This is a genomic window from Massilia oculi (assembly GCF_017582745.1).
GTDB lineage: Bacteria > Pseudomonadota > Gammaproteobacteria > Burkholderiales > Burkholderiaceae_D > Telluria > Telluria oculi_A.
Map to the genome: position 1 here is coordinate 115,250 of NZ_JAFVIM010000006.1, position 25,319 is coordinate 140,568.

23 protein-coding genes, 1 other RNA gene and 1 riboswitch are annotated in these 25,319 nt (G+C 64.6%); of the genes, 11 read left to right on the top strand and 13 right to left on the bottom strand.

Features of this window, described 5'->3' with window-relative positions; all coding sequences use genetic code 11:
- Window positions 1-3: 3 nt before the first annotated feature.
- From pheA to gyrA, 4 genes are all read right to left on the bottom strand, one after another.
- On the bottom strand, window positions 4-1,074 hold the full coding sequence (pheA, locus tag J3U95_RS09310) for a prephenate dehydratase (RefSeq protein WP_208278328.1): 1,071 nt from the start codon (window positions 1,072-1,074) through the stop codon (window positions 4-6).
- A 75-nt stretch (window positions 1,075-1,149) separates the two neighbouring features.
- Window positions 1,150-2,235 (bottom strand): 3-phosphoserine/phosphohydroxythreonine transaminase, encoded by a 1,086-nt coding sequence (gene serC / locus J3U95_RS09315; RefSeq protein WP_208278329.1) that lies wholly within the window; start codon window positions 2,233-2,235, stop codon window positions 1,150-1,152.
- 18 nt (window positions 2,236-2,253) lie between these two features.
- A complete protein-coding gene (locus J3U95_RS09320) occupies window positions 2,254-2,814 on the bottom strand; it encodes a DUF2059 domain-containing protein (protein ID WP_208278330.1) in 561 nt (186 codons plus the stop codon).
- Between the two features lie 89 nt (window positions 2,815-2,903).
- Complete coding sequence (gyrA, locus tag J3U95_RS09325) at window positions 2,904-5,519, bottom strand: DNA gyrase subunit A (protein ID WP_208278331.1); 2,616 nt, start codon at window positions 5,517-5,519, stop codon at window positions 2,904-2,906.
- A 387-nt stretch (window positions 5,520-5,906) separates the two neighbouring features.
- Between gyrA and ompA the strand changes: the two genes are divergently transcribed.
- The 4 genes from ompA (at window position 5,907) to J3U95_RS28625 (ending at window position 8,901) form a co-directional block, all read left to right on the top strand.
- Complete coding sequence (gene ompA / locus J3U95_RS09330) at window positions 5,907-6,614, top strand: outer membrane protein OmpA (protein ID WP_208278332.1); 708 nt, start codon at window positions 5,907-5,909, stop codon at window positions 6,612-6,614.
- 88 nt (window positions 6,615-6,702) lie between these two features.
- On the top strand, window positions 6,703-7,407 hold the full coding sequence (gene ubiG, locus J3U95_RS09335; RefSeq protein WP_208278333.1) for a bifunctional 2-polyprenyl-6-hydroxyphenol methylase/3-demethylubiquinol 3-O-methyltransferase UbiG: 705 nt from the start codon (window positions 6,703-6,705) through the stop codon (window positions 7,405-7,407).
- A gap of 5 nt (window positions 7,408-7,412) precedes the next feature.
- The gene (locus J3U95_RS09340) at window positions 7,413-8,120 is read left to right on the top strand and encodes an HAD family hydrolase (RefSeq protein WP_208278334.1); all 708 of its coding nucleotides are present in this window, start codon (window positions 7,413-7,415) and stop codon (window positions 8,118-8,120) included.
- 163 nt (window positions 8,121-8,283) lie between these two features.
- Entirely contained in the window at window positions 8,284-8,901 is a 618-nt protein-coding gene (locus J3U95_RS28625; RefSeq protein WP_208278335.1) for a glycine zipper 2TM domain-containing protein, read from the top strand.
- A 41-nt stretch (window positions 8,902-8,942) separates the two neighbouring features.
- On the opposite strand, the gene J3U95_RS09350 is transcribed toward J3U95_RS28625, so the two are convergent.
- A complete protein-coding gene (locus J3U95_RS09350; RefSeq protein WP_229519734.1) occupies window positions 8,943-9,818 on the bottom strand; it encodes a class I SAM-dependent methyltransferase in 876 nt (291 codons plus the stop codon).
- A 131-nt stretch (window positions 9,819-9,949) separates the two neighbouring features.
- Here J3U95_RS09350 and ssrA point away from each other — a divergent pair.
- Window positions 9,950-10,308: a transfer-messenger RNA gene (gene ssrA / locus J3U95_RS09355) on the top strand.
- 94 nt (window positions 10,309-10,402) lie between these two features.
- Here ssrA and J3U95_RS09360 read toward each other — a convergent pair.
- Window positions 10,403-10,939 carry a hypothetical protein gene (locus J3U95_RS09360; RefSeq protein WP_208278336.1) on the bottom strand — a complete coding sequence of 179 codons (537 nt, stop codon included), beginning with the start codon at window positions 10,937-10,939 and terminating at the stop codon, window positions 10,403-10,405.
- A gap of 156 nt (window positions 10,940-11,095) precedes the next feature.
- Window positions 11,096-11,264, top strand: a riboswitch (yybP-ykoY riboswitch).
- Between the two features lie 3 nt (window positions 11,265-11,267).
- Here J3U95_RS09360 and J3U95_RS09365 point away from each other — a divergent pair.
- Window positions 11,268-11,825, top strand: a complete 558-nt coding sequence (locus J3U95_RS09365; protein WP_208278337.1) for a manganese efflux pump MntP — start codon at window positions 11,268-11,270, stop codon at window positions 11,823-11,825.
- 113 nt (window positions 11,826-11,938) lie between these two features.
- On the opposite strand, the gene J3U95_RS09370 is transcribed toward J3U95_RS09365, so the two are convergent.
- The 3 genes from J3U95_RS09370 to tssF all read right to left on the bottom strand — a co-directional run bounded on the left by J3U95_RS09370 (window position 11,939) and on the right by tssF (window position 15,494).
- Entirely contained in the window at window positions 11,939-12,568 is a 630-nt protein-coding gene (locus tag J3U95_RS09370; RefSeq protein ID WP_208278338.1) for a type 1 glutamine amidotransferase domain-containing protein, read from the bottom strand.
- 104 nt (window positions 12,569-12,672) lie between these two features.
- Entirely contained in the window at window positions 12,673-13,662 is a 990-nt protein-coding gene (gene tssG / locus J3U95_RS09375) for a type VI secretion system baseplate subunit TssG (protein WP_370662050.1), read from the bottom strand.
- Window positions 13,659-15,494, bottom strand: coding sequence for a type VI secretion system baseplate subunit TssF (gene tssF / locus J3U95_RS09380; protein WP_208278340.1), 1,836 nt, complete (start codon window positions 15,492-15,494; stop codon window positions 13,659-13,661). The genes tssG and tssF overlap by 4 nt, the downstream gene beginning before the upstream one ends.
- 176 nt (window positions 15,495-15,670) lie before the next feature.
- Between tssF and J3U95_RS09385 the strand changes: the two genes are divergently transcribed.
- A complete protein-coding gene (locus J3U95_RS09385; protein WP_208278341.1) occupies window positions 15,671-17,080 on the top strand; it encodes an MATE family efflux transporter in 1,410 nt (469 codons plus the stop codon).
- Window positions 17,081-17,132: 52 nt separating this feature from the next.
- Complete coding sequence (locus J3U95_RS09390) at window positions 17,133-19,352, top strand: S9 family peptidase (RefSeq protein ID WP_208278342.1); 2,220 nt, start codon at window positions 17,133-17,135, stop codon at window positions 19,350-19,352.
- Window positions 19,353-19,431: 79 nt separating this feature from the next.
- Here J3U95_RS09390 and J3U95_RS09395 read toward each other — a convergent pair whose 3' ends face one another.
- Entirely contained in the window at window positions 19,432-19,638 is a 207-nt protein-coding gene (locus tag J3U95_RS09395) for a CsbD family protein (RefSeq protein ID WP_208278343.1), read from the bottom strand.
- 181 nt (window positions 19,639-19,819) lie between these two features.
- On the opposite strand from J3U95_RS09395, the gene J3U95_RS09400 reads away from it, so the two are divergent.
- Window positions 19,820-20,917 carry an AI-2E family transporter gene (locus J3U95_RS09400; RefSeq protein ID WP_208278344.1) on the top strand — a complete coding sequence of 366 codons (1,098 nt, stop codon included), beginning with the start codon at window positions 19,820-19,822 and terminating at the stop codon, window positions 20,915-20,917.
- A gap of 101 nt (window positions 20,918-21,018) precedes the next feature.
- On the opposite strand, the gene J3U95_RS09405 is transcribed toward J3U95_RS09400, so the two are convergent.
- Both J3U95_RS09405 and J3U95_RS09410 read right to left on the bottom strand, forming a co-directional pair.
- Window positions 21,019-21,195, bottom strand: a complete 177-nt coding sequence (locus J3U95_RS09405; protein WP_208278345.1) for a CsbD family protein — start codon at window positions 21,193-21,195, stop codon at window positions 21,019-21,021.
- A gap of 72 nt (window positions 21,196-21,267) precedes the next feature.
- Window positions 21,268-21,912, bottom strand: a complete 645-nt coding sequence (locus J3U95_RS09410) for a class I SAM-dependent methyltransferase (protein WP_208278346.1) — start codon at window positions 21,910-21,912, stop codon at window positions 21,268-21,270.
- 139 nt (window positions 21,913-22,051) lie between these two features.
- On the opposite strand from J3U95_RS09410, the gene J3U95_RS09415 reads away from it, so the two are divergent.
- On the top strand, window positions 22,052-22,333 hold the full coding sequence (locus tag J3U95_RS09415) for a flagellar protein FliT (protein WP_208278347.1): 282 nt from the start codon (window positions 22,052-22,054) through the stop codon (window positions 22,331-22,333).
- A gap of 357 nt (window positions 22,334-22,690) precedes the next feature.
- Here the strand turns inward: J3U95_RS09415 and J3U95_RS09420 are convergent, their stop codons facing one another.
- Entirely contained in the window at window positions 22,691-23,797 is a 1,107-nt protein-coding gene (locus J3U95_RS09420) for a FimV/HubP-related protein (protein ID WP_208278348.1), read from the bottom strand.
- Window positions 23,798-23,885: 88 nt separating this feature from the next.
- Here J3U95_RS09420 and fumC point away from each other — a divergent pair, with 88 nt between their 5' ends.
- Complete coding sequence (gene fumC, locus J3U95_RS09425; RefSeq protein WP_208278349.1) at window positions 23,886-25,280, top strand: class II fumarate hydratase; 1,395 nt, start codon at window positions 23,886-23,888, stop codon at window positions 25,278-25,280.
- Window positions 25,281-25,319 lie beyond the last annotated feature (39 nt).

The window sequence follows — 25,319 nt, forward strand, 5'->3', positions numbered from 1 at the left end:
TAATTAAAGGCTTTGCGGGTAGGACCCGAGCACCTTGAAGAAGGCGGCGTTGTCCTTGAGTTCCTCGAGCGCGCGCGCGACCGCGGCGTCGTGCACATGGCCCTCGATGTCCACGTAGAAGTAATACTCCCAGGTGCCGATGCGCGCCGGGCGCGATTCGAAGCGGGTCATCGACACGCCATGCTTTTCGAGTGGCGCCAGCAGGTTATAGACGGCGCCGGCCTTGTTCGGCACGGCCAGCACGATACCGGTGCGGTCCTTGCCCGACGGGCCGGTCTGCAGCTGGCCGATCACCACGAAGCGGGTGCGGTTGTGCGGGTCGTCCTGGATGTGGGCCTGCACCACGCCCAGCTGGTACTGCTCGCCCGCCATCTCGCTGGCGATCGCGGCGACCGTCGGATCCTGGCTCGCCAGCACGGCCGCCTCGGCGTTCGAGGCCACGGCGCGGCGCTCGAGGTGAGGATGGTGCAGGTTGAGCCAGACCTGGCACTGGGCCAGCGCCTGCGAATGCGCGCAGATGGTCTTCACGCCGTCCATCGAACCGGTCTTGCTCATCAGGCTGTGGTGCACGGCAATCGATACCTCGCCGCTGATGATGGTGGTGGTGGCCAACAGCAGGTCGAGCGAGCGGTTGATCGCGCCTTCGGACGAGTTCTCGACCGGGACCACGCCGAAATCGGCGGTGCCGGCCTCCGTGGCGCGGAACACCTCGTCGATCGACACGCAGGGCAGCGTCTCGATGGCTGTGCCGAACTGCTGGAACACGGCCTGCTCGCTGAAGGTGCCGCTCGGGCCCAGGTAGGCGACCGTCACGCGCTTCTCGAGCGCGCGGCAGGACGACATGATCTCGCGGAAGATCGTTTGCACGTCCTTGTCCTTGAGCGGGCCGGGATTGCGGTCGGCGACGCCGCGCAGCACTTGCGCTTCGCGCTCGGGACGGAATACGGGGGCGTTGGTTTCGGCCTTGACGTGGCCGACCTCTTGCGCGACCTTGCCGCGCTCGCTGAGCAGCGAGAGGATTTGCGCGTCGATCGCATCGATGCGTTCGCGCAGGGGTTTGAGTTTGTCTGTCATCGTTATGCTGTGTGGTCGATTGGTTCGCCTGACCGCTGCTGCACGCCTGAAAGCCCCGGCATGCCGGGGCGGGTCTCAACGACCGGCGAACTCGTTCAAGTAATCGACGAGAGCCTGTACGCCCTCGATCGGCATCGCGTTGTAGATCGATGCCCGCATGCCGCCGACGGACTTGTGGCCCTTCAGTTGCAGCAGACCGCGCGCTTGTGCGCCGGTCAGGAATAACTGGTTCAGCGATTCGTCGCGCAGGTAGAACGGCACGTTCATGCGGGAACGGAATTCCGGCGCCACGCGATTGCTGTAGAAATCGTCGCGTTCGAGCGCCTCATACAAGAGCTTGGCCTTCTCGATATTACGCGCTTCCATGGCCGCCACCCCGCCATTGGCCTTGAGCCAGGCGAACACCAGCCCGGCGATATAGATCGAATAGGTCGGCGGCGTGTTGTACAGCGAATCGTGCTCGGCGCAGGTCTTCCAGTTGAAGGCCGACGGGCACTGCGGCGACGCGTAGTCGAGCAGGTCTTCGCGCACGATCACCAGGGTCAGGCCGGCCGGCCCGATATTCTTCTGGGCGCCGGCGAAGATCACGCCATATTTGGAAATATCGATCTTGCGCGACAGGATGTGCGAGGACATGTCGGCCACGATCGGCACATCAGGATCGATCTCCGGCGCGTCGGGGTACTCGACGCCGTCGATGGTCTCGTTGGTGCAGATGTGCAGATAGGCCGCGTCCTGCGACAACCGCCACGACTCGCGCGCCGGCACGCGAACGAAGCCTTCGGCCTCGCTCGAGGCGGCAACGTTCACCCGCGCATAGCGCGCCGCTTCCTTGATCGACTTGCCCGACCACGAACCCGTGTGGACGAAGTCGATCACCGGGTCTTGGCGGCGACCGGCCAGGTTGAGGGGAACGATGGCGTTCTGCCCGAGCCCCCCGCCCTGCTGGAACAGGATTTTATAGTTGGCCGGCACGTCCAGCAGCTCGCGCAGGTCGTCCAGCGCCTGGCGATGGATGCTGGAAAACTCGGGACCGCGGTGACTCATCTCCATCACCGACATGCCGCTGCCATGCCAGTCGAGCATCTCGCTCGCCGCCTGCAGCAGCACTTCTTTCGGCAGGACGGCAGGGCCGGCCGAGAAATTGAAGACGTGGGTCATGCGGTCCTTTCGATGGTGTTATTTTGGCTGGGCGTTCTGCATCACTTCCCGCATCAGGCCATTCAGGCGCGGCGCAACGATCTTCTGGCCGACCGCCATGCTCTCGGCCGCCAGGCGCGGACTCAGGGTCAGCATCTTCTGGCCCAGTGGGGTGCGGTAGAAAGCGGCCAGTTCCTTCAGCTCGGCGACGTTGTAGTGACGGGCGTACAGCGGCCCGATCTCGGCCATCATCTCGTCGATCAGGGCCGGATCGCGGAACATGCGGTTGATCGCCTCGGTCGCACCCGGCAGCACCTGCTCGACCTTGTCCAGGGCCGCCTTCTTCTTCTCGTCGCTGGCGGACGGATCGGCATTGATCACGGCCGTCATCTGCGAGCGCATCATCTGCGGCAGCGCCTTCTCCATCTCGGTGAACGAAGCCATCATCATCTTGCGCACATCCATCGCCGCCATCAATTCCTTGACGGCGGCAGCTTCCTGGGCGCTAGGGGCGGCCGGGGCAGCAGCTTGCGCGAAAGCGAACGAAGGCACGCCGGCAAAGGCGGCGGCGCAGGTCACGGCGAGGAGGATTTTTTTCATTGGTTTCCCAAGCGGGCGCTGGCGCCCATTGAATTGAACGAAGGGTGCAAGCGCAGGCATATCACATGCGCGCTTGCACCCGGGCGCCATTACTCCGGCGCCGGTTCGAGCTCGACTTCTTCGAGGTCGGTCTCGACGATGCGCTGCAGGCCGGACAGCTTGGTGCCATCCTCGACCGCGATCAGGGTCACGCCCTGCGTCGCACGGCCCATCTCGCGGATCTCGGAGACGCGGGTGCGGATCAGCACGCCGCCGGTCGTGATCAGCATGATCTCGTCGCTCGGCTCGACCAGGGTCGCGGCCACCACTTTACCGTTACGCTCGCTGGTCTGGATCGCGATCATGCCCTTGGTGCCGCGGCCGTGGCGGGTGTACTCCGTGATCGGGGTACGCTTGCCGAAGCCGTTCTCGGTGGCGGTGAGGACGGTCTGCTCTTCGCTCTCGGCCACCAGCAGCGCGATGACCTGCTGGCCTTCTTCGAGGTTCATGCCGCGCACGCCGCGCGCGGTGCGGCCCATCGGACGCACGTCGTTCTCGTCGAAGCGCACGGCCTTGCCGCCGTCGGAGAACAGCATCACGTCGTGCTTGCCGTCGGTGAGCGCGGCGCCGACCAGCACGTCGCCTTCATCGAGGTCGACCGCGATGATGCCGGCCTTGCGTGGGTTGCTGAAGTCGCGCAGCGGGGTCTTCTTGACGGTGCCCAGCGAGGTCGACATGAAGACGTAGTGGTCTTCTGGGAAGGTACGGTTCTCGCCCTGCAGCGGCAGCACGACGGTGATCTTTTCGTTATCTTGCAGCGGGAACATATTGACGATCGGCTTGCCACGCGAGTTGCGCGAGCCTTGTGGCACTTCCCACACCTTGAGCCAGTACATCCGGCCACGGTTGCTGAAGCACAGCATGTAGTCGTGGGTATTGGCGATGAACAGCTGGTCGATCCAGTCTTCGTCCTTGGTCGCCGTCGCCTGCTTGCCGCGACCGCCGCGCTTCTGGGCGCGGTATTCGGAGATTGGCTGCGCCTTCATGTAGCCCGCGTGCGACAGCGTGACCACCATGTCCTGCGGGGTGATCAGGTCTTCGGTCTCGAGGTCGCTGGCATTGTGCTCGATGGTCGAACGGCGGGTGTCCTTGCCATTGTCGGCGTACTCGGCCTTGATGGCGGTCATCTCGTCGACGATGATCGTGGTCACACGCTCCGGCTTGGCCAGGATGTCGAGCAGGTCGGCGATGTGGGCCATCACCTCTTTGTACTCGTTGACGATCTTGTCCTGCTCCAGGCCGGTCAGGCGCTGCAGGCGCATCTGCAGGATCTCTTGCGCCTGCTCGTCCGACAGCTTGTACAGGCCGCTCGACTGCATGCCGTAGTGCTTCGGCAGGTGCTCGGGACGGAAGGCCGCGATGCCGCCGGCTTCGCCCAGTTCGGTACGGTTGAGCATCTCGCGCACCAGCGACGAATCCCAGGCGCGGTCCATCAGCTCGACCTTGGCGACCGGCGGGGTCGGCGCGGCCTTGATGATGGCGATGAAGTCGTCGATGTTCGCCAGCGCGACGGCCAGGCCTTCCAGCATGTGGCCGCGATCGCGCGCCTTGCGCAGCTCGAACACGGTGCGGCGGGTGACCACTTCGCGGCGGTGCGACAGGAAGCACTCGAGCATCTGCTTGAGGTTCAGCAGCTTCGGCTGGCCATTGACCAGCGCCACCATATTCATGCCGAAGGTGTCTTGCAGCTGGGTCTGCTTGTACAGATTGTTCAGCACGACTTCAGGCACTTCGCCGCGCTTGAGTTCGATCACCACGCGCATGCCCGATTTGTCGGACTCGTCGCGGATGTCGGAAATGCCTTCGAGCTTCTTGTCGCGCACGTTTTCGGCGATGCGCTCGAGCAGCGATTTCTTGTTTACCTGGTAGGGCAGCTCGTCGATGATGATCGCGGTGCGGCTGCCGTCGCGGCCCACTTCTTCGAAGTGAGTCTTGGCGCGCATCACCACGCGGCCGCGGCCGGTGCGGTAACCGTCGCGCACGCCCGAGACACCATAGATGATGCCGGCGGTCGGGAAGTCCGGCGCCGGGATCAGCTCGATCAGCTCGTCGATGGTGCAGTCGGGATTACGCAGCACGTGCATCGCGCCGGCGATCACTTCGGACAGGTTGTGCGGCGGGATATTGGTCGCCATGCCGACCGCGATGCCGGACGAGCCGTTGATCAAGAGGTTCGGGATGCGGGTCGGCAGGACCGTCGGCTCTTTCTCCTTGCCGTCGTAGTTCGGCTGGAAGTCGACGGTGTCCTTGTCGATGTCGGCCAGGATCTCGCCGGCGATGCGGTCGAGGCGGCACTCGGTGTAACGCATTGCCGCGGCGCTGTCGCCGTCGATCGAGCCGAAGTTGCCCTGACCATCGACCAGGGTGTAGCGCAGCGAGAAGTCCTGGGCCATGCGGACCAGGGTGTCGTAGATCGACGAGTCGCCGTGCGGGTGGAATTTACCCATCGTGTCGCCAACGACGCGCGCGCACTTGAGGTAGGGACGGTTCCACACGTTGTTCATCTCGTGCATCGCGTAGAGCACGCGGCGGTGCACCGGCTTCAGGCCGTCGCGTACGTCCGGCAGCGCACGACCCACGATCACGCTCATGGCGTAATCGAGGTAGCTCTTGCGCATCTCTTCTTCGAGGGAAATCGGGACTGTTTCTTTTGCGAATTGATCCATTGGGCGGGTCGACTGCTTTCAGGCGATGGTTATAAGTTGCAACGGACGATTCTACCATGCGACAGATAGCAGTTGCTCAATTCCGACCGCCCCACTCTGGATGCCGGAAATCAAGGGCGGGACGATGGAATCGGCGCCAAATTTCCAGCATTGTCGTCCCCGGCCTGCTCCGCTTGGGAAAATGTTGCGGCGTAACAACGTCAAGCAGTTAATGCTTGATGTTTGATTTGGGTGCAGTCGTGCGATTTTGGTGCATGTGGCAAAATGGACAGGAAGTCAATTGCTTGTTTCACAATACGAAACAGACGGAGCGGCCGCCGTGTTAATCTTCTGACCACACATGGAGCCCGTCTGAATCGCTACGGATTTAACCGAAAGGAAAAGAATATGAAGAAACTGATCACTGTTCTGCTCGCAGCGTCGGCCGCGATTGCGGGCGTCGCCTCCGCCCAAAGCGCCCCACCCTACGCGCCGCTGACCACCGACATCCAGGCCCGCACCCCGTACAGCGCCTACGTGCAAGACGCTCGCGGCGTGATCGCGCGCAATCCTTTCGGCCTGTGCTGGCGCACCGGCTACTGGACCCCGGCCGATGCGGTCCCGGGCTGCGATGCGCCGCTGTGCGTTGAGCCAGAGAAACTTGAAAACGGCAAGTGCGTCGCTCCGCCGCCACCGGCAGCGCCGGCACCGGCTCCAGCACCTGCTCCAGTCGTGGCCGCACCAGTGCCGACCTCGGAGAAAGTCAGCTACTCGGCCGACGCCTTCTTCGACTTCGACAAGGCGATCCTGAAGCCAGCCGGCAAGGCTTCGCTGGATGAGCTGAGCGCCAAGCTGGGCGACATGAACCTGGAAGTCATCATCGCCGTCGGCCACACCGACTCGATCGGCACCGATGCCTACAACCAGAAGCTGTCGATCCGCCGCGCCGAAGCCGTCAAGGCCTACCTGAAAGGCAAAGGCATCGAAGAAACCCGCATCTACACCGAAGGCAAGGGCGAAAGCCAGCCGAAAGCGGACAACAAGACCGCCGAAGGCCGCGCACAGAACCGTCGCGTGGAAATCGAAGTCGTCGGTACCCGTACCGTCAACAAGTAATCCGGGCTAACACCCCTGAACCCCGCTGCGGCGGGGTTTTTTCATTTCCGGGCCGTTCCCCCGCATCATTTCCGCTATTATTCGAGCCATGACGACGACAAACGCAGACTCATTAGAAATCCAGAAGTTCAGCGAACTGGCCCACCGCTGGTGGGATCCGACCTCGGAATTCCGTCCGCTGCACGAAATCAACCCCTTGCGCCTCGAGTGGATCAATGCGCGCGCCCCACTGGCGGGCAAGAACGTGATCGACATCGGCTGCGGCGGCGGCGTGCTGTCCGAATCGATGGCGCGCAAGGGCGCCAAGGTGACCGGCATCGACCTGTCCAAGAAGGCGCTCAAGGTGGCCGACCTGCACAGCCTGGAATCGGGCGTAGAGGTGCGCTACAAACACATCGCGGCCGAAGAGATGGCCGAGCAGGAAGCCGGCCAGTTCGACGTGGTCACCTGCATGGAAATGCTGGAGCACGTACCCGACCCGGCCTCGATCGTGCGCGCCGCCGCCAAGCTGGTGAAACCGGGCGGCCACGTGTTTTTCTCGACACTGAACCGCAATCCGAAGTCTTACCTGTTCGCCGTGATCGGCGCCGAGTACGTGCTGCGCATGCTGCCGCGCGGGACCCACGACTACGGCAAGTTCATCACGCCCGCCGAGCTGGCGCAGTTCGTACGCCAGGCCGGCCTGCAGGTCGACGGCCTGAAGGGCCTGACCTACAACCCGCTGACCAAGATCTATTCGCTGAACAACGACACCGATGTGAACTACATGGTGGCGTGCAGCAAACCGCTCTGAACGATATGACTTTTCCGACCGTGATGCCGGCACCGCGTGCCATCCTGTTCGACCTCGACGGCACGCTGGCCGACACGGCGCCCGACCTCGCAGCGGCCGTGAACTGGCTGCGCCTTGAACGCGGCCTGGACCCGACCCCATATGAGGTGCTGCGCCCGACGGCCTCGGCCGGCGCGCGCGGCATGATCGGCGCCGCCTTCGGCCTGGCGCCGGGCGACGACGGCTACGAGGAACTGCGCCTGGCCTGGTTCGACCGCTACCAGTCGGCGATGTCGGCACATACGACGCTGTTCGACGGCATTCCCGAGCTGCTCGACGGCATTGCGGACGCAGGCATGGCCTGGGGCATCGTCACCAACAAGCCGGCCCGCTTCACCGATCCGCTGGTGCCGCAGATCGCGCTGGCGCACGCCGGCTGCATCGTCTCGGGCGACACCACGGGCTTCGCCAAACCGCACCCCGCCCCGCTGCTGGAAGGCGCCCGTCGCCTGGGTCTTGCACCAGAACAGTGCTGGTACGTGGGCGACGACCTGCGCGACATCGAGGCCGGACGCGCTGCGGGCATGGTCACCGTGGCCTGCGCCTGGGGCTATTGCGGCGCGATCGAACCGTCGACCTGGGGCGCGGACTACCTGCTCGATACACCGGCCGAGCTGCTGGCGCTGCTGGGGCAGGTATCGGAGGCTGCACGGCAGGCCGAGCACGCGGCCTGATCTCTTCAGGATCCCGTTCAAACGGCGCCTTCCACGGCGCCGTTTTCTTTTGCGTGCTGTGCTTACATCTATTTACGATTGATACAGGGGCACGTCTATCTCTCGGTCCGGCTCGCCAGTAATCTACTCCCATACGAACACGCCATACTTTACGGAGCAGATCATGGAAACCACGACCACCAACCGCATCCACCCATTGATGGCCGCTGCAGCCGCGTCGGTCATCGTCGTCAGCCTGACTGGCGCCGCCGCGATCACCGGTCTGCTGCCGACTTCGAAGAGCGCGCCGGAGCCGAGCATGCCGCTGGCAGCCGCGTCGCCCTACGCCATGCCGCAGGCGGGCATGCAGGTGCAGCCTAACGGCTACGTCGCCCAGCCTGGCCAGATGGCGCCGGTGGCGGCTAACGGCCAACAACTGGTGCCTGCGATGGTTCCCGCGATGGTTCCAGCCCATCAGGTGGCATATGCCCAGCCGGTCGCCCAGGTGCAGCCGGAGCCGACCGTGATCGTCAAGGAAAAACCGGTGGTGAAAGTGGTCGAGAAAACCCGCGTGGTGCACGCCAAGCCGCAACCGGTGCGCTATGAAGAGCCGCGTTATTCGCAGCCCGCGCCGGCCCCGGCCCAGCAACCGAACTATGTCGGCATCGGCACCGGCGCCGTGATCGGCGGCCTGATCGGCAACCAGATCGGCGGCGGCAACGGCAAGAAGCTGGCGACTGTCGCCGGCGTGATCGGCGGCGGCATCATCGGCAACGAAATCGCCAACCGCAACGGTCGCTAAGCAAGCACTAACTTACCGTCTCTCCCCTTGGCCGCGGACCTTCAGTCTGCGGCCTTTTTTTTGAACACGCCAACGATAATATCGCTCGGGAACATGCGCAGCACGGGGATCGCGCACATGATCGCCACGTACTGGATGTAGAGCGACAGGGTCGGCACGTTGCCGGCGCAGCGCAGCCGCTCCAGCAAGCCCTTGGCGCGCAGCGCCGGCAGCTCGGCCGCCTCGGTCAGTTCGAAGCCCTGCCCCACCACCAGTTGCTGCAGATTGCGCGGATTGAAGTAATGGACGTGCGGTGAAGGCAGGTCTTTCTGCCACAAGCGCTCGAACGGCCCGCGCCAGCCCAGGCGCGCGATCAGCTTCGACAGCCGGTAGAAGAAGCCGCGGCTGTTCGGCAGGTTGAGGATCAGGATGCCGCCGTCGTGCAGGCGCGCATGGCAGGCGGCCAGGGCGCTGCGGATGTCGGGAATGTGTTCGATCACGTCATTGAACACGATGACGTCGAAACGTTCGCCCTCCTTGAGCACGTCCGGGAAGTAGCCGGAACGCACCGGCAAGCCGCGCGCGGCGGCGCGGGCGCCGACCACCGCATCCGGCTCCACGCCCAACACGTCGAACAGCTCGCGCGCCGTCTCGAGGAACCAACCGTGGGCACTGCCGACGTCGAGCAGGCGCGGCCGGCTCACGCCGACGTGCCTGCGGGCCCAGGCGACGATGGTGCGGAAATTTTCCAAGCGCAGCGCCTTGAGGCCGGCTTCGCGCTCGGCCTCGTCCACGGCGGGACCGCTATGGGCATTGATGGCAACGCTCAGGGCGGCGCTTTCATAGTTGCAAGCCGGGCAGGTCGCATGCCATCCGGCCAGGCCAGCCACCTGGGTATTGCCACAAACGATACACGTCATGTCGGTCCTCGTCAGCATCTCGATTCCATTAGCATATTGCAATTAAGCTATGCATTGTAGGTTTTTTATGATGACAGACTTTAAGCAGGCGCTAAGGGACGGTGCTGTACATCCTCGGCGCTTGGAGTACAATAGAGGTTCTTGACGTTGGGGGCGACCTGGTTTCGACGTGGGTTGCAAAGCAGCGCAGGGCATACCGAGGACTGGTTACCTCGTAAATACATCCAGAAATCAATAACTGCAAACGATAACTCGTACGCACAAGCAGCTTAATTGCTGCTAGCTCTACAACACCTCGCCTCTGGGGTGAGTCGCAAGACTGGTAGAGTCATTTACAGAGGCTAGGAATCAATCGGGTTACTTGGTTGCTTCCGAAATTTAAGGTAACTCGCTTGTCCAAAGGGTGCACATCCCCGTTGTACAGGTCAAATCAAATGATAGTGCTAAGTATGTAGAACTGTCTGTAGAGTGCTTGCGGACGCGGGTTCGATTCCCGCCGCCTCCACCAACCTCATTCAAAAAGCCGCTGATTCGTCAGCGGCTTTTTTCATATGCATTGCCGTCATTCGGATTGCCGTCATTCGCCGTTCAGTCCGCGTCGACTATCTCGCGCCAGCGTTATCGTCCTTCCCGCGCAGCGGTGCCCAGCGCACCTCTCTTACCACGCTGTTCGCCATCGGATCCGGCGCCGCAAACATCCTCGCCCTGCAGACCATCCGCTCGCCGCAAGTTAGGGTGGCTTCATGCAGCATGACGCCGTCGGCCGCATCGTCCAGCATCACCTCCGCCACCAGCAATTCGCCGACGCAGGCGGGCGCCAGGAACTGCGCGCTGCAGCGTGTCTGCGGGCGCGGCTGCCATACCTCATCCGGTCCTGTCCGCGACAACAGCACGAGCAGGTGGGCGGACTGCTGCGCGAACTCGATCAGCAAGAACTCGCGCAAGACCTGTGCACCACCCGGCACGTGCGCAGCCACGAAAGCGTCGCCGGCCTCGATCCGGCGGCAGGTGCGGATAAAGTCCGGCGGCCGACATTCGACTACCCGCTCCACCAGGATCCGTCCCGGCGCGATCAGCAACAGGCGCTCGATCTCGGCCCGCCTCAGTGGGGCAATCGATTCCGGGGCGGTGTCTCGCACAATGGGTTCCTGTCAGCCAGTTCCTGGATAACTGGAGGACCCGCGAATTACGGAAGAGTTCAAGATCAACGCAGTCAGCATGACATGGATTAAGCCGGCCATTGTGAGGCCCTAGCCCGTGCGTTTCTTGCCCCCAGGCCATTCTTGCGTTACCATGCCCCCGCCCTTGGGGAGTAGCCTACTTCCGCAACGGAAGTTCCCGCATCAACATACTTGACGTCTCCACGTCATGGTGCGGAAGCCTTCTGGTTGGCAAGACCATTGGCATGTTCGCGCGACGATCGGGCCGTGCGACATGCCTTGTGTCGTGCCCGATCGGAAAGCTGTCATGACTCTCGCTGCAATCATTATCCTCGCCTTCGCCATGTCCACCGACGCCTTCGCCGTCGCGATCGCCATGGGTTCACGCCGTGCCCACGTCCTGTTCAAGGATGCGCTCAAGGTCGGCCTGCTGTTCGGAATCATCGAGGGTGTGACGCCGCTGGTCGGCTGGGCCATGGGCAGCATCGCCGCATCCTACGTCGAAAGCTGGGACCACTGGATCGCATTCGTCCTGCTCGGCGGCCTGGGCATTCGCATGATCATCGAAGGCTGCGGTGAACCGGACGAGGATGCAGACGATCCCGCTCGTCCGTTCTGGCTGCTGGCGCTGACCGGGTTTGCCACCAGCATCGATGCGATGGTGGTCGGGGTCAGTCTGGCGTTTGCCGATACCGGCATCCTGTGGCCGGCGCTGGCAATTGGGCTGGCGACGCTGACGATGGTGACGCTGGGATTGCTGATCGGCCGCCGCATCGGGGCCGTGGTCGGCAAGCGGGCGGAGATCTTTGGTGGGCTGGTGTTGATTGCGGTGGGCTGCGTTACGCTGTATGAGCATTTGCAGTGATGCTGGTCTTCAGGCGATCGGGCTCCGGTTGGAGAGCTTGGGTCCCCGCCTGCGCGGGGACGACGTGCTTGAGCTAACTAAAGAATGAGCTCCGTTCGCTCAACGCAACGACCTCAGGAAGTCGGCCCCGGATCGCTCCCCGCTTGCTGCAACACCATCAACTGCTTCTGGATCGCTTCGTTGAACGCCGGAATATCATCCGGTTTGCGGCTCGTGATCAGCTTGCCGTCGACGACGACCTCTTCATCCGTCCATTCCGCGCCCGCATTGCGCAGGTCGTGCTGCAAGGTCGGCCAGCTGGTCAGGTGCTTCGACTCGGCCACGCCGGCGTCGATCAGCGGCCAGGGACCATGGCAGATCGCAGCGATCGGCTTGTCCTCGTCGCCGAAGGCCTTGATGAAGTCGATGGATTCAGGGCTCAGGCGCAGGTTGTCCGGGTTGGCGACGCCGCCCGGCAACAGCAGCAGGTCGTAGTCGCCCGGCTTGGCGTCCTGCACGCTCAGTTCGACCTTGAATTTCTGGTCCGGCGTCAGGTGATTGAAGCCCTGGATCTCCTCGCCGGCCTTCTTCGGCGAGACCAGGATCACCTTCACGCCCTTTTCCTCGAGGAAGCGACGCGGTTCGGTGTATTCGACCTGCTCGACGCCGTCGGTCATCAGGACCGCGACGCGCCTGCCCTGCAGGGATTGGGTGGCGGCCGGCTCGACGTGATCCGCCGGCTGCATGTTCTCTACTTGTTGCATATAGCCTCCTTGTTCGATGCGGTTCATTCGCATCGATTGTAGGTCGGCTGCCGCGTCCGCGGCGCGCGCATGCTTTCCATCACGTCGCGTCCAGCACATCCGGATCAGCCAAGCAGATAGCACACGTCATCGCGGTCGCGTCCGCCCGCCCGGGTGCACAGGAAACCATCCAATCCCAGCCGCGCCGAGCCATCCAGGCAAGCGCCGTCGACGTCCTCGCGCCGCAGCACCACCTGCAGCTCGCGATACGGCACCTCGATCGCGAAGCGGTCCAGCAAGGCGGCCAGTGCCCGTGCCCCTTCGGCGCCTGGCAGGAAGCGTTCGAACGCCCCCGCATCCACCGGCCCCAGCCGGATGCGGATGCCCAGTTCGGGCCGCAACAGCCGCGCGCCCGCGGTGGCGCCCTCCCCCAGCACGCAATTGCCGCACGCCAGCCGCGTGCGCTGCCCCGGCTCGAGCACGTCCCAGCGTCCGGTAAATTGTTCCACCCTTACCGGCACCCGGAAATAGGCGCGCAACACGCCCGCGATCGACTCCGCGCTCACCACCCGGCTGCGCAGCGGCGCCGCGAACCAGGCCAGGCTGGCCGCCTCCACGCCGGGCATGTCCTCCTGACGCGCCGGCACACCGGCCAGAGCCAGCAGCAGCGGCAGGAAGCGGTCCACATCGGGTTCCATCGCATGGCGCACCCGGTACTTGCACCAGGCCCGGTAGAACAGCGTCACCTGGCGGCTCGACAGCAAGTCGAGGAAGGCGCGCGGCCCCTCGTCGCGCACCGCGAGTTCCCAGGCGGCGAAGCGTTCGGTGTAATGCAGCGGCAGGGTCCCCATCACGCCCAGCAAACCCATCAGCGTGGGCGTGACGCTCACCGCCGGCACGCCCTCGGTGGTGGGCACGATGGTCTCGATCTCGCTGGCCGGAAAGGCCAGCCCCAGGCTGTTGCGAAAGCGGATCAGGCCGCCCAGGGCGTGCTCGGGCGCGATGCCCTGGTGCGCCAGCCAGGACACAAGCAGCCGCACCGCCTGGAAGAATTCGTAGCGTTGCGGCTGTTTCAGCAGGTCGACGATGGCGCTCGTACGCCTGACGGAGCTCACACCAGCGCCAGGCTGCCGTTGCGGGGCTCGCATCGCAGCAACTCCTTGTCGCTCTGCCCCGACACCAGCACCAGCCGGGTAAAGCTGTTCAGGTGCACATACAGGCCCAGGAAACGGCTCACGACCTGGGCGAACACGAACAGGCTGCTGCCGGCGAAGGCTTCCTCGTCCACCGTCATGCGCACCTCGATGCCATGCACCAGGCTCGCGCCGTAGCGGTTGCGCAGCCAGGCCGTAGCCGGGATTGACGTCATCGCGCTGACACCGGCGATCTGGCGCTGCGAGGCGCCCGAGCGCGGCAAGTCATACAAGGCCAGGGTCTCGCGGAAGGCGTCGAGGTCGGCCAGCGAGCGGTGGTTCAGCGCCAGTTGCGTCACCAGGCGCCAGTGGGTGCCGTTGCGGTTGCCGAAGCGCAGCGGCGCGGACGGCTTGCGCAGCAGGCGGATCGGCAGGCCGCTGGTCGCCGTTTCGCTGGCCAGGTCGCCGCCCGGCGCCTTGATGCCGACGCCGCAGGCGGCCGCGCCGTTGCTGCAGGTCAGGTCGATCGAAGCCACGCTGGCGTCTTCTTCCAGCCGCGAAAAATCGTCGTCGGTGAAGGCGATCTTCATGCGGTGGCGGCTGTCGCCGCGGTCGTCGCGGCGCGCGAACCAGTAGCGCTGGCCATGCTCGCCCCCTTCGCCATGGCGCAACCCGTAATAGGGACGGTACTCGACGCTGGCAGTCTTGCCGTCCTCGGTCCTGAGCACGTGCACCGCGTCGATGCTGTAGACCTCGACGCCCTCCTCGTGCCGGCTCGGCGCCACGTCGTACATCGCCGAACGGTGCGTGATGCGCACCGGCGCCGCCGCCTGGCGGAACAGGTTCACCACCGGCACGCAGCCGGTGAGCAGGTTGGCGGCCGACAGCGCGCGCAGGATCCGCGCCGGACTGGAGTCGGCGTGCATGCCGGCGAGGAGGAAATGCAGGGTGAAGCGGCGCGCGCCGGCCGGCAGCAAGGGCGCCAGGCGTGCCAGGTCGACGTCCAGGAAGTGGAATTTGTCGGGGAAGGCGAAGTACTCCGTCAGCAGCCGGTAGGCCGGATGGGCATGGTCCTGTTCCGGCACCAGCGCCTCCTCTAGCTCCAGGCCGCCTAGGTGCAGCACGGCGCCGTCGAGGCGGCGCCAGCCTTCCATGCCTTCAGCCTCGACCCAGGTCTCGACCACGTTCATGCCCAGGGCGTCGATCAGCGCCGCCGCCAGCAGGCCGTCGCCGTCCACGTGCAGGCGCAGGCGCGGCAGGCCGCGCCCATGCAGCATGCGCGCCGGCAGCGCGCTGTCGAACGCGATGCCGATGCGGCTCGCCGCGCGCGGCGGCAGCCGGATGCGCGGCGGGACGTGGGCCACCGGCTCGAACCAGGCGCGCGCCACCCTCACCGGTGCCAGCGCCAGCTCGGCCGTGGTGCGAAACACGCAGGGCGCGCCGCGCGCCTTCAGCGAACTCATCTCGGTGCCGCGCGGCATCGCCTGCACATGCTCGATCTTGCCGGCCGGGGCCAGCTGGTCGCCGCCGTCCACGTGCGCGATCGAACAGCTCGGCAGGCCGTGCAGGAAGTGAGGGTACAGGCTGCCCAGCAGGGCTTCGGTCAGTTCCGGATAGTCGTCGTCGAGCTTTTTCGCGGTGCGCGCATTGAGCAGCGCGCAGGCCTGGATCAGGCGCCGGATATGGGGGTCTTCGCTCCCTTCCGGTCCCAGTCCCAGCTCGGCCGCCAGGCGCGGATACTGGTGGGCGAGCTCGCGGCCGACGGTGTTCAGGTAGACCAGTTCGCGCTCAAAATACGGCAGCAGTTCTTCCATGAAAACCTCCTCGGGCTGTCGCTCTACGGTGGTGCAGATCGCGGCAAGTTGTCTTGCGACGGCACAACATTAACGATGGGATAAAACTTGCGGGATTAAAGAGATCGCGCCTGGCAATACCGGGCTTGACAATAAGTCAGTAAAATCACGGGTCCATATCGCCCTATCGCCGCATCATGACCACCGCCACCGCTACCACCGCCACACCCGTCCGCACCGAAATCGCCACCCTGTGGCGCCTGTCGTGGCCAGTGCTGGTCGGCCAGCTGGCGACGGTCGGCATGGGCGTGGTCGACGTCGCCCTTACCGGCCACGTCAGCGCCGACGAGCTGGCGGCGGTGTCGCTGGGCACGGCAGTGTGGTCGATCGTGCTGGTGACGGTGATGGGCACCATGATGGCGATTAACACCGTGGTCGCGCACGAGATCGGCGCCGCGCGCCACGACCGGGTACCGCACTCGGTGCGCCAGGCCATGTGGAAGGGCTTGCTGGTCGGCCTGGTCGGCTGCCTGTTCGCCAACCTGTGCACCTTGCTGTTCGACCATATCGGCATGGACACCCACGTGGCCGACCGCGCCTCGCTGTTCCTGCACGTGATCAGCATCGGCATGCCGGCCTTCGGCATTTATCGTGCGCTGTACGGCTATACCACCAGCATCAACCAGACCAAGCCGATCATGTGGATCGCCATCCTCGGGCTGGTGTTCAATACCGTGGTCGCCTGGGTGCTGGTGTACGGCAAATTCGGCTTCCCGCAACTGGGCGCGGTCGGCTGCGCGATCTCCACCGCCAGCGCGCTGTGGCTGATGCTGGGCGCCATGCTGTGGTGGATCACGCGCGCGCCGGCCTACCGCCTGACTTACCCCTTCGACCGCTACCAAGGGCCGGATGCGCGCGAGATCGGCGCCCAGCTGCGCCTCGGCCTGCCGATCGGCGTTACCTATTTTGCCGAGGTCAGCGCCTTCGGCCTGATCAGCCTGCTGGTTGCGCGCTATGGCGTGGTGCAGGTGTCCTCGCACCAGATCGCGCTCAATTTCGCTTCGCTGGTGTTCATGGTGCCGCTCAGCTTTGCGATCGGCATGCTCACCCGCGTCGGCCAGGCGATGGGCGAAGGCGACCCGGTGCGCGCACGCTTCGTCGGCTGGGTCGGCGTGGGCGTCTCGGTCAGCTTCGGCGTGGTGGCGGCGCTCGGCATCGCCCTGTTCCGCTGGGAGATCGCGGCCATGTACACCTCCGATCCGGCGGTGCAGCAGGTGACCGCCAACCTGCTGCTGTTCGCCGCCCTGTTCCAGCTGTCGGACTCGACCCAGGTCGCCACCGCCTCGGCCATCCGCGGCTACCAGGTGACGCGCCCTCCGATGGTGATCCAGTTATTGTCGTTCTGGGGCCTGTCTCTGCCGCTCGGTTGCATCCTTGGCCTGGCGCCGGCCTGGTTCCCGTGGTCGCCCGCCGCGCCGATGGAAGCCACCGGCTTCTGGATCGGCCTGGTGGTGGCGCTGACGGTGGCGGCGGTCCTGCTGACCTGGCAGTTCGAGAAGCTGGCGCGCCAGCGTATCCGCGACGGCGCGATGGCGCAGCCCCGCTGACTCTGGTATCGTCTCGCGATTGCTGTAAATTAATAATCCTCAAGAGACATCAATGCGCCCTCTTCTCCTTCTCCTGGCCGCCCTCGCGGCCACGCCCGCCATGGCCGAAAAACTGACACTGGACCGCATCTACGGTGAAGCCTCGCTGGCCGGCGCCAGCGTGCGCAACCTGCGCGTGTCGCCCGACGGCGAACGCGTGACCTTCCTGCGCCCGCGCGCCGACGACCAGTACCGCCTCGACCTGTGGGAATACAATACCAGGAGCAAGGCCACGCAGCGCCTGGTCGACTCCAAGCAACTGGTGCCGAACGAGGAATTGTCGCTCGAGGAAAAAGCGCGCCGTGAACGCGCGCGTACCGCCGGCCTGTCGGGCATCCTCAATTATTACTGGTCGCCCGACGGCAAGCGCCTGCTGGTGCCGATCGGCGGCGACTTGTATCTCGTCGATGCCGCCAAACCGGAAGCCGCGCGGAAGGTCGCCTCGGGCAACGTCATCGATCCGAAGATCTCGCCGCGCGGCCGCTACGTGTCCTTCGTGCGCAACCAGAACCTGGTCGTGATCGATCTCGCCACCGGCGCCGAGCGCCAGCTGACGACCGATGGCAAGGGCACCGTGCACAATGGCGAAGCGGAATTCATCGCCCAGGAAGAGATGGACCAGCACACCGGCTATTACTGGGCGCCGGACGACTCGCACATCGCCTACCGCCGCTACGACGACGCGCCGGTGCCGGTGGTGCGCCGCTTCGAGATCTTCGCCGACCGCACCGAGGTGATCGACCAGCACTACCCGGCCGCGGGCGATCCGAACGTGGCGATCGAGCTGATGGTCGTCAATCCGGCCACGGGTGAACAGCGCAAGATCGACCTCGGCCAGGACAAGGACATCTACCTGGTGCGCGCCGACTTCAGCGCCGACGCCAAGACCCTCGTCTACCAGCGCCAGACGCGCGACCAGAAGCGCCTCGACCTGGTGGCGGTCGACGTCGCCACCCTGGCCCAGCGTCCGCTGTTCTCGGAAACCTCCCCTACCTGGGTCGAAGTCCACAACGACCTGCGCTTCCTCAAGAACCGCCAGGCCTTCGTCTGGGCATCCGAGCGCACCGGCCGCAAGCACCTGTATTTGTACGACCTGAACGGCAAGCTGCTGCACCCGATCTCGCGCGGCGACTGGGGCGTGGACAATATCCTGGCCGTCGATGAAGGCGCCGGCAAGATCTATATCTCGTCGAATCGCGAGGCCGTGATCGACAAGCAGACCTATGCGCTGTCGCTGGACGGCCGTGGCGCCGACAAGCCGACCCGCATCACCCAGGGCGACGGCTGGCACGAGGCTTCGTTCGCCGGCAACGGTAAATTGTTCGTCGACACCTATTCGAATCCGAACACCCCGCCGCAAGTGTCGATCCGTCGCGCCGACGGCAGCATGGTCGAGTGGATCGAGAAGAACGAACTCAACGCCAACCATCCGTACACGCGCCACCTCGATGCGCACCTGCCAACCGAATACGGCACCCTGAAGGCGGCCGATGGCCAGACCCTGCACTATTCGATCATCAAGCCGGCCGGTTTCGATGCGAACAAGCGCTACCCGGTGTTCCTGTTCACCTACGGCGGCCCGCACTCGCAGCGCGTGACCCGCGCCTGGGGCAATTATTTTGACCAGTACATGGCGCAGCAGGGCTTCGTGGTCTTCCGACTCGACAACCGCGGCTCGGGCCGCCGCGAGCGCCAGTTCACCGACGTGCTGCACAATAACCTGGGCAAGCACGAAGTCGAAGACCAGGTGGCCGGTATCGACTGGCTGGCCAAGCAGAGCTTCGTCGATCCGAAACGCGTGGGCGTGTTCGGCTGGAGCTATGGCGGTTTCATGACCCTGCGCCTTCTCTCCGCAGCGTCGGACAAGATCGCGATGGGCGTGTCGGTGGCGCCGGTGACCGACTGGGCGCTGTACGACACCCACTACACCGAGCGCTACGTCGGCTGCACGCCGAAGGGCGATCCGGAAGCGTACAAGCGCAGCGGCGTGTTTGCCCACCTGGACGGCATGAAATCGCATCTGCTGCTGATCCACGGCATGGCCGACGACAATGTGCTGTTCTCGAACACCACCCTGTTGATCGATGAACTCGTGAAGCGCAATGTGCAGTTCGACCTGATGACCTATCCGGGCGCCAAGCACGGCATGTCGGGCCGCACCAACCAGCGCCACGTGTATGGCCTGATCGAGTCCTACTTCAAGAAGCAGCTGGGCGGCACGCAGCCGAACTGAGTTCGACCTCTTGAAAACAAAAACGGCCGCGTCGATCGACGCGGCCGTTTTTCATTGCGCTGTCAAAGCGCGGTGTGGCTTACGGACGTGGCGTTGGACGGTTCACTTCGTCCACGGCATCCTTCACGACTTCTTTCGCGTCGCCATAGGCTTCCTGGGTCTTGCCCTCGGCCTGGTTCGCCAGGCCCTTGGCCTGCTGTTCAGTGCTGCCCACCATTTTGCCGGCGCCTTCCTGAATCTTGCCGCCGATGTCTTTCAGTTTGCCTTCGACTTGGTCCTTGTTCATGGTGTTCTCCTTGAGTAATGCATGCCTGAATGGCCATGCGATGGATACAGAATAGTCTTTTCGCGCCTGCTCATCTGTTAGCGCACGCACACAGCGATGCGGCCTCATCCGCGCGACATTTTTACGGCCCGAATGCTAATCTTTTGGCAACGCGGCGTGCCGCTCAAGAAGAGATTCATCCATGAATAACAACAATACCGAAGCCGTCCCGCCAAGCCACGAAGCCCCGCAGACCCAGCGCCGCCTGGCGCGCCGCGTGACCCTCGTCAATGGCATCGCAGTGCTGTTCATCCTCGGCCTGGCCGCCGTCGTGCTGGCGGCCGATGCGCTGTTGCTGGTGTTCGCCTGCGTCCTGTTCGCCATCCTGCTCTACAAATTGAGCGAGATCATGCACCGCCGCTTCCGCATGAAGCGCAAGCTCGCGCTCGGCATCGTCGTGCTGCTGCTCAGCGCCATCATCGGCCTGGGCGGCTGGGCGATGGCGCCGCAGATTTCCGAGCAGTCGAGCCAGCTGGCGAAGGAGATTCCGGCCGCGATCGAGCGCCTGCAGGGGGAAGTCGCACAGCATCCGCTGATCAAGCGCGTGGTGGACGAACTGCCGCCGCCGGAAGACATCGTCAAGCAAATGAGTTCGATGGTGCCGAATGCCGGCCTGTTCTTCACGGGCGTGCTGGGCGCCCTCGGCAACGTCGTCATCATCATTTTCGTCGGCATTTACTTTGCCGCCACGCCGGGTGTATACACCGGCGGCTTCATCCGCCTGATCCCGCAACACAAGCGCGGCCGTGCACGCGAGGTCATCGACGAGATGGGTGATTCGCTGGCCAACTGGCTGCTCGGCAAGGCGCTGTCGATGCTGATCGTCGGCACCACCACCGCGATCGGCCTCTCCCTGCTGGGCGTGCCGCTGGCGCTGATCCTGGGCATCATCGCCGGCCTGCTCGACTTCATCCCCTATCTCGGCCCGATCATGGCCGGCATCCCGGCGGTGCTGCTGGCGCTGTCGATCAGTCCGGAAATGGCCATGTATGCGCTGCTGCTGTTCGCGGCGATCAATATGCTCGAGGGTTATGTGTTGCAGCCGATGATCGAAGCCAAGGCGATCGAACTGCCGCCCGCACTGGTGATCGTGATGCAGCTGATCTTCGGCACCCTGTTCGGCTTCGCCGGCGTGGCGCTGGCGACGCCGCTGGCGGCCGTGCTGTCGGTGCTGGTCAAGATGCTTTATATAGAAGACGTGCTGGGGGACAGGCCGGCGAAGGGGGTTGGATCGAGCTGACTTGCCTCGGTTCTGGAGTGCCGCGCCGCGCATTCCAGAAAATGTCGACGCAAAAACAAAGCCGCGCGATTGCGCGGCTTTGTCATGGGGCAGAAGGCAGATCAGCGATTGCCTTTGGCGATTTCCTTCACGTCGCCAACCTTCTTCTGGACCTTGCCCTCGGCCTGGTTCGACAGGCCTTCGCTCTGCTGCTGGCGGCTGCCGACGGCTTCGCCGACCTTCTGCTGCACCTTGCCGCCGACTTCCTTCGCCTTGCCTTTGACTTGATCCTTGTTCATTGCAGTCTCCTTGCCTGTTACGTGGATGAGCCTTGAGAATAAGGGTAACTTCCAGGCGGTTCTGTTCGACGCTTAACAAACAGGCTTGCGCCAGACGCTGGCCAGCCACGGTTGCTGGTCGCGCGGCAAACCAGGCGGACGGTAGTAGTGATGCAGGGCCGTGAAGCCGGCCGCGAGCAGGTAGCGTTCCCAGGTGGCATAGTCGTAGTAACTGCCATAGCGCGGGCCGTTCCAGCCTTCCTGGTTCTCGCCGCGCGGATTCGAACTGAACAGCACCCCGCCCGGCTTCAGCGCGGCATGCAGATGTGTTAGCACCTGCGGCAAGGCGGCGCTGGGCACATGGAACAGCACGGCATTGGCGAAGATGCCGTCAAAGGTTGCTTGAGGCAGATCAAGGTGCAGAAAATCCTGGCGCCATACCTCGCAGCCGCTGTAGTCGCGCGCCATGGCCACGAAGCGCTCGCTGCCGTCGACGCCAATGGCGCGGTGGCCGAGCGTGCTGAAGGTCTTGAGGTCGCGCCCCGGTCCGCAGCCCAGGTCGAGAATGGTGTATGGCGCCGGCGCCTCGATCGCGTCCAGCAGCGCGGCGATGTTCTGGCTGACGTCGTGGTCGATCGTGCCGGCGAAAAAGGAGTCGGCATTGCGCTCGTAATGCGCGAGCGTGCGGCGGGCGATGTCGTCGTGCGCGTCGTGATTGTGATTGTTCTCGTGATTCATGACGACAGTATGCCAGCTGGCAGCCTCAGAAAAAAAATTCAAAAAAAATTCAAGGAAACCCTAAAGTTCCCAAAATCGCTGCCGTAAAAGAACCAGACAACCGGCAATCCGGCCGGAGTTTCATTGTTTTGGTGGCAACATGAACGCAAACGAAGTCCTCGCGATGTACGAAAACCTGGCCAGCCTGACCCGTCAGATGTCGGAAGCCGCCAAGGCCGGGGACTGGAACGAATTTGCCAACCTGAACGTCGAAGCCAAGGTCGAAGCACGCAGCGCCGCCGCCGGCACGCCTGCCCTGGAAGGCGCCCAGCGCCTGCGCAAGATCGACCTGCTCAAGCAGCTGATGGCCAACGACCGCGCAATTCGCGACGTGACCGAGCCATTCGATGGCCAGCTGGACCGCGCGCTGCAGGCGCACTGATTCCTGGCGAATCCTGAACCAAGGCACCTGCGGGTGCCTTTTTTGTTGCCTGGATAAATACCAACGGCGCGAGAGACGGTCGAAGCACCAAAGAAAAAGCGCCCATCGGGCGCCTTGGCTGCCATCGAGCCAGGAGCTCGACCGCGAATCGGGTGGAGGGCGAACCCCAGCTATCTGCTGGCGTCGCCTCTTGCCGGTTGCTCCCGGCGTCCACCGCCGCTGCAGGCAAGTGGACTGCTTCCGGTCACAGGCGTTTCATCAACGGTCGTCTGTTGTCGCGCCACGCTATCGGTGGTGGCTGCGCAGACCCTGTGCCGTCTGTGACCTCGTCGATCACAAGTCCAGTATAACGCAAAATCAAACTTGTGTAGACATTTCCTGTTCAGCGTCGTCCAGCTTCGGTTCGACCGGTTCCTGGCTCGCTTTCTTGCGCCCGAAACGCTGGCGCAGGCGGGTCATCAGGGGCACGCCGGGCATGGGCTGGATACGCCCTGCCCGCTTGCGACGGCGAACGACCAGGATCGCAGCGCCGCCCAGCGCCAGCACGGCGCCAAGGCCGCCGGCGATCCAGCCCCAGGGCGTCGGCGCCTCCGGCTCGGGCGCCGGACGCCGCCGCGCCGGATGCGGCTTGCTCGGGTCAAGCGGCCGCGGCTTACTGACGGCCGCCGGGCTGGCGCCCAGCGCCACCTGCAAAACCCTCACCTTGTCTTCCAGCTGACCGATCTGTTCGCGCAACTGCGCATTCTTGTAATCGAGCGCGGCGCACACGGTCGAGCGGTCGACGTCGGGCGCGGGCGCGCAGGCGGCTGGCGCAGCCGGGGCGACCAGCGGCAGGGGCGGCGCCTTGGGGGCCGGCTTCGGCTCCGCTGCCGGCACTGGCAGGGCTTCCTGCTTCGGTTCCGGTGTGGGTTCGGGCCTGGGTTCCTGCTTCGGCGCCGGCGCGATCTTCGCGACCACCGGCTTGGGCGGCGGCGGTGCCGGACGCGGCCGTGGTGGCGGCTTGGCCACGACTGGCGTGGGCGGCGGCGTTTCGGCCACGACCGGCGCCGGCATCCTGACCGGCGCCGGTGGCGGCGGCGGATTCGGATTCGGCGCCATCGACAAGGTCACCAGGCGAACGCCGCGCTGAGCGCCATCGGCCAGTTCCAGGTACAGATGCAGGCGGTTTGATTCAACCGGGGCCAGCGACGTCACGTGCAGGAACTGGCGGCCCTCGCGTTGCGTCACAGTCATGTTGAGTGTCGACAGCACGTGCGGCATGCCGATATTGGCGCCGCGGTAGACGTTCGGGTGGGCCAGGCGCACCTGGACCGGGGTCGCCGGGGCGTCGAGCATGGTCAGTTCGATGTCGGCCACCAGTTGTTGGCCGAGATACGAACGCACCTGCGCTTCGCCCAGTTCGGCTGCGCCGGCCGCGCCGGACAGCAGCGCGCAAGTGATGATCAAGGGGAGGCGGCTAGCCATAAGGAATACCGAGAGTGAAGCCCAAGCGTAATTAACGGACATTGCGATAAACTCTTTAATCCCAGCCCCTTGTACAACAGGAATGTCTATGGAAAACAGGATTGAGAAGGACAGCTTTGGCCCGATCGACGTGCCCGCCGATCGTCTATGGGGTGCGCAGACCCAGCGCTCGCTCCACCATTTCCACATCTCCACCGAGCGCATGGCGCCCGAGCTGGTCGCGGCGCTGGCCCAGGTCAAGCGCGCGGCGGCGGCGGTCAACCGCTCGCTCGGCAAGCTCTCCAGCGACAAGGCCGACGCCATCATCCGGGCTGCGGACGAAGTGCTCGAGGGCCGCCATGCGGCCGAATTCCCGCTCGCCGTGTGGCAGACCGGCTCGGGCACGCAGAGCAATATGAACATGAACGAAGTGCTGGCCAACCGCGGCTCCGAGCTGCTGGGCGGCGAGCGCGGCGAAGGCCGCATGCTGCACCCGAACGACCACGTCAACATGGGCCAGTCGTCGAACGACATCTTCCCGACCGCCATGCACGTGGCCGCCGCCTGGGCCCTGGCCAAAGAGGTGTTGCCGGCGCTGGCCAAGCTGCGCGGCACCCTGCTGCGCAAGTCGCGCGACTTCGAGCCGATCGTCAAGATCGGCCGCACCCACCTGCAGGACGCGACGCCGCTGACCCTGGGCCAGGAATTCTCCGGCTACGTCGCCCAGCTCGAATATGCCGAGCAGCAGCTCAAGTCCGCCCTGCCCGGCCTGCTGCTGCTGGCCGCCGGCGGCACCGCCGTGGGCACCGGCCTGAACGCCCACCCCGAATTCGCCCCGCGCATCGCGGCCGAGCTCGGCTCGCGCACCGGCCTGTCGTTCAAGACCGCGCCGAACAAGTTCATGGCCCTGGCCGCCCACGACGCCATGGTGGCTGCCCACGGCGCCTTCAAGACCCTGGCCACGGCCCTCATGAAGATCGCCAACGACGTGCGCTGGATGGCGTCCGGCCCGCGCTCGGGCCTGGGCGAGATCACCATCCCCGAGAACGAGCCGGGCAGCTCGATCATGCCGGGCAAGGTCAATCCGACCCAGTGCGAGGCGCTCACCATGCTGTGCTGCCAGGTGTTCGGCAACGACGTCGCCATCACGGTCGGCGGCTCCCAGGGCAATTTCGAGCTCAATGTGTTCAAGCCCATGATCGTGCACAACTTCCTGCAAAGCGCGCGCCTGCTGGCCGACGGCATGCGCTCCTTCGACGAGCATTGCGCCCAGGGTATCGAGCCCAACCGCGCCCGCATCGGCGAGCTGATGGAAAAATCGCTGATGCTGGTGACTGCACTGGCGCCGCACATCGGGTATGATCGCGCCGCGCAGATCGCCAAGAAGGCATCGGCGGACGGCCTGACCTTGCGCCAGGCCGCCCTGCAGAGCGGCTTCGTCGACGAACAGCAGTTCGACCAGTGGATCGTGCCGATCGACATGACGCATCCGGATCCGGTGTAATCCGGCGAGGTCACGCTGGGTTGGCGTCGCCGCCAACCC

What these genes read in the sequence shown, in the direction of transcription:
- pheA (WP_208278328.1), bottom strand. Translation starts at nt 1,074, where the DNA reads ATGACAGACAAACTCAAACCCCTGCGCGAACGCATCGATGCGATCGAC.
- serC (WP_208278329.1), bottom strand. Translation starts at nt 2,235, where the DNA reads ATGACCCACGTCTTCAATTTCTCGGCCGGCCCTGCCGTCCTGCCGAAA.
- J3U95_RS09320 (WP_208278330.1), bottom strand. Translation starts at nt 2,814, where the DNA reads ATGAAAAAAATCCTCCTCGCCGTGACCTGCGCCGCCGCCTTTGCCGGC.
- gyrA (WP_208278331.1), bottom strand. Translation starts at nt 5,519, where the DNA reads ATGGATCAATTCGCAAAAGAAACAGTCCCGATTTCCCTCGAAGAAGAG.
- ompA (WP_208278332.1), top strand. Translation starts at nt 5,907, where the DNA reads ATGAAGAAACTGATCACTGTTCTGCTCGCAGCGTCGGCCGCGATTGCG.
- ubiG (WP_208278333.1), top strand. Translation starts at nt 6,703, where the DNA reads ATGACGACGACAAACGCAGACTCATTAGAAATCCAGAAGTTCAGCGAA.
- J3U95_RS09340 (WP_208278334.1), top strand. Translation starts at nt 7,413, where the DNA reads ATGACTTTTCCGACCGTGATGCCGGCACCGCGTGCCATCCTGTTCGAC.
- J3U95_RS28625 (WP_208278335.1), top strand. Translation starts at nt 8,284, where the DNA reads ATGGAAACCACGACCACCAACCGCATCCACCCATTGATGGCCGCTGCA.
- J3U95_RS09350 (WP_229519734.1), bottom strand. Translation starts at nt 9,818, where the DNA reads ATGCTGACGAGGACCGACATGACGTGTATCGTTTGTGGCAATACCCAG.
- J3U95_RS09365 (WP_208278337.1), top strand. Translation starts at nt 11,268, where the DNA reads ATGACTCTCGCTGCAATCATTATCCTCGCCTTCGCCATGTCCACCGAC.
- J3U95_RS09370 (WP_208278338.1), bottom strand. Translation starts at nt 12,568, where the DNA reads ATGCAACAAGTAGAGAACATGCAGCCGGCGGATCACGTCGAGCCGGCC.
- tssF (WP_208278340.1), bottom strand. Translation starts at nt 15,494, where the DNA reads ATGGAAGAACTGCTGCCGTATTTTGAGCGCGAACTGGTCTACCTGAAC.
- J3U95_RS09385 (WP_208278341.1), top strand. Translation starts at nt 15,671, where the DNA reads ATGACCACCGCCACCGCTACCACCGCCACACCCGTCCGCACCGAAATC.
- J3U95_RS09390 (WP_208278342.1), top strand. Translation starts at nt 17,133, where the DNA reads ATGCGCCCTCTTCTCCTTCTCCTGGCCGCCCTCGCGGCCACGCCCGCC.
- J3U95_RS09395 (WP_208278343.1), bottom strand. Translation starts at nt 19,638, where the DNA reads ATGAACAAGGACCAAGTCGAAGGCAAACTGAAAGACATCGGCGGCAAG.
- J3U95_RS09400 (WP_208278344.1), top strand. Translation starts at nt 19,820, where the DNA reads ATGAATAACAACAATACCGAAGCCGTCCCGCCAAGCCACGAAGCCCCG.
- J3U95_RS09405 (WP_208278345.1), bottom strand. Translation starts at nt 21,195, where the DNA reads ATGAACAAGGATCAAGTCAAAGGCAAGGCGAAGGAAGTCGGCGGCAAG.
- J3U95_RS09410 (WP_208278346.1), bottom strand. Translation starts at nt 21,912, where the DNA reads ATGAATCACGAGAACAATCACAATCACGACGCGCACGACGACATCGCC.
- J3U95_RS09415 (WP_208278347.1), top strand. Translation starts at nt 22,052, where the DNA reads ATGAACGCAAACGAAGTCCTCGCGATGTACGAAAACCTGGCCAGCCTG.
- J3U95_RS09420 (WP_208278348.1), bottom strand. Translation starts at nt 23,797, where the DNA reads ATGGCTAGCCGCCTCCCCTTGATCATCACTTGCGCGCTGCTGTCCGGC.
- fumC (WP_208278349.1), top strand. Translation starts at nt 23,886, where the DNA reads ATGGAAAACAGGATTGAGAAGGACAGCTTTGGCCCGATCGACGTGCCC.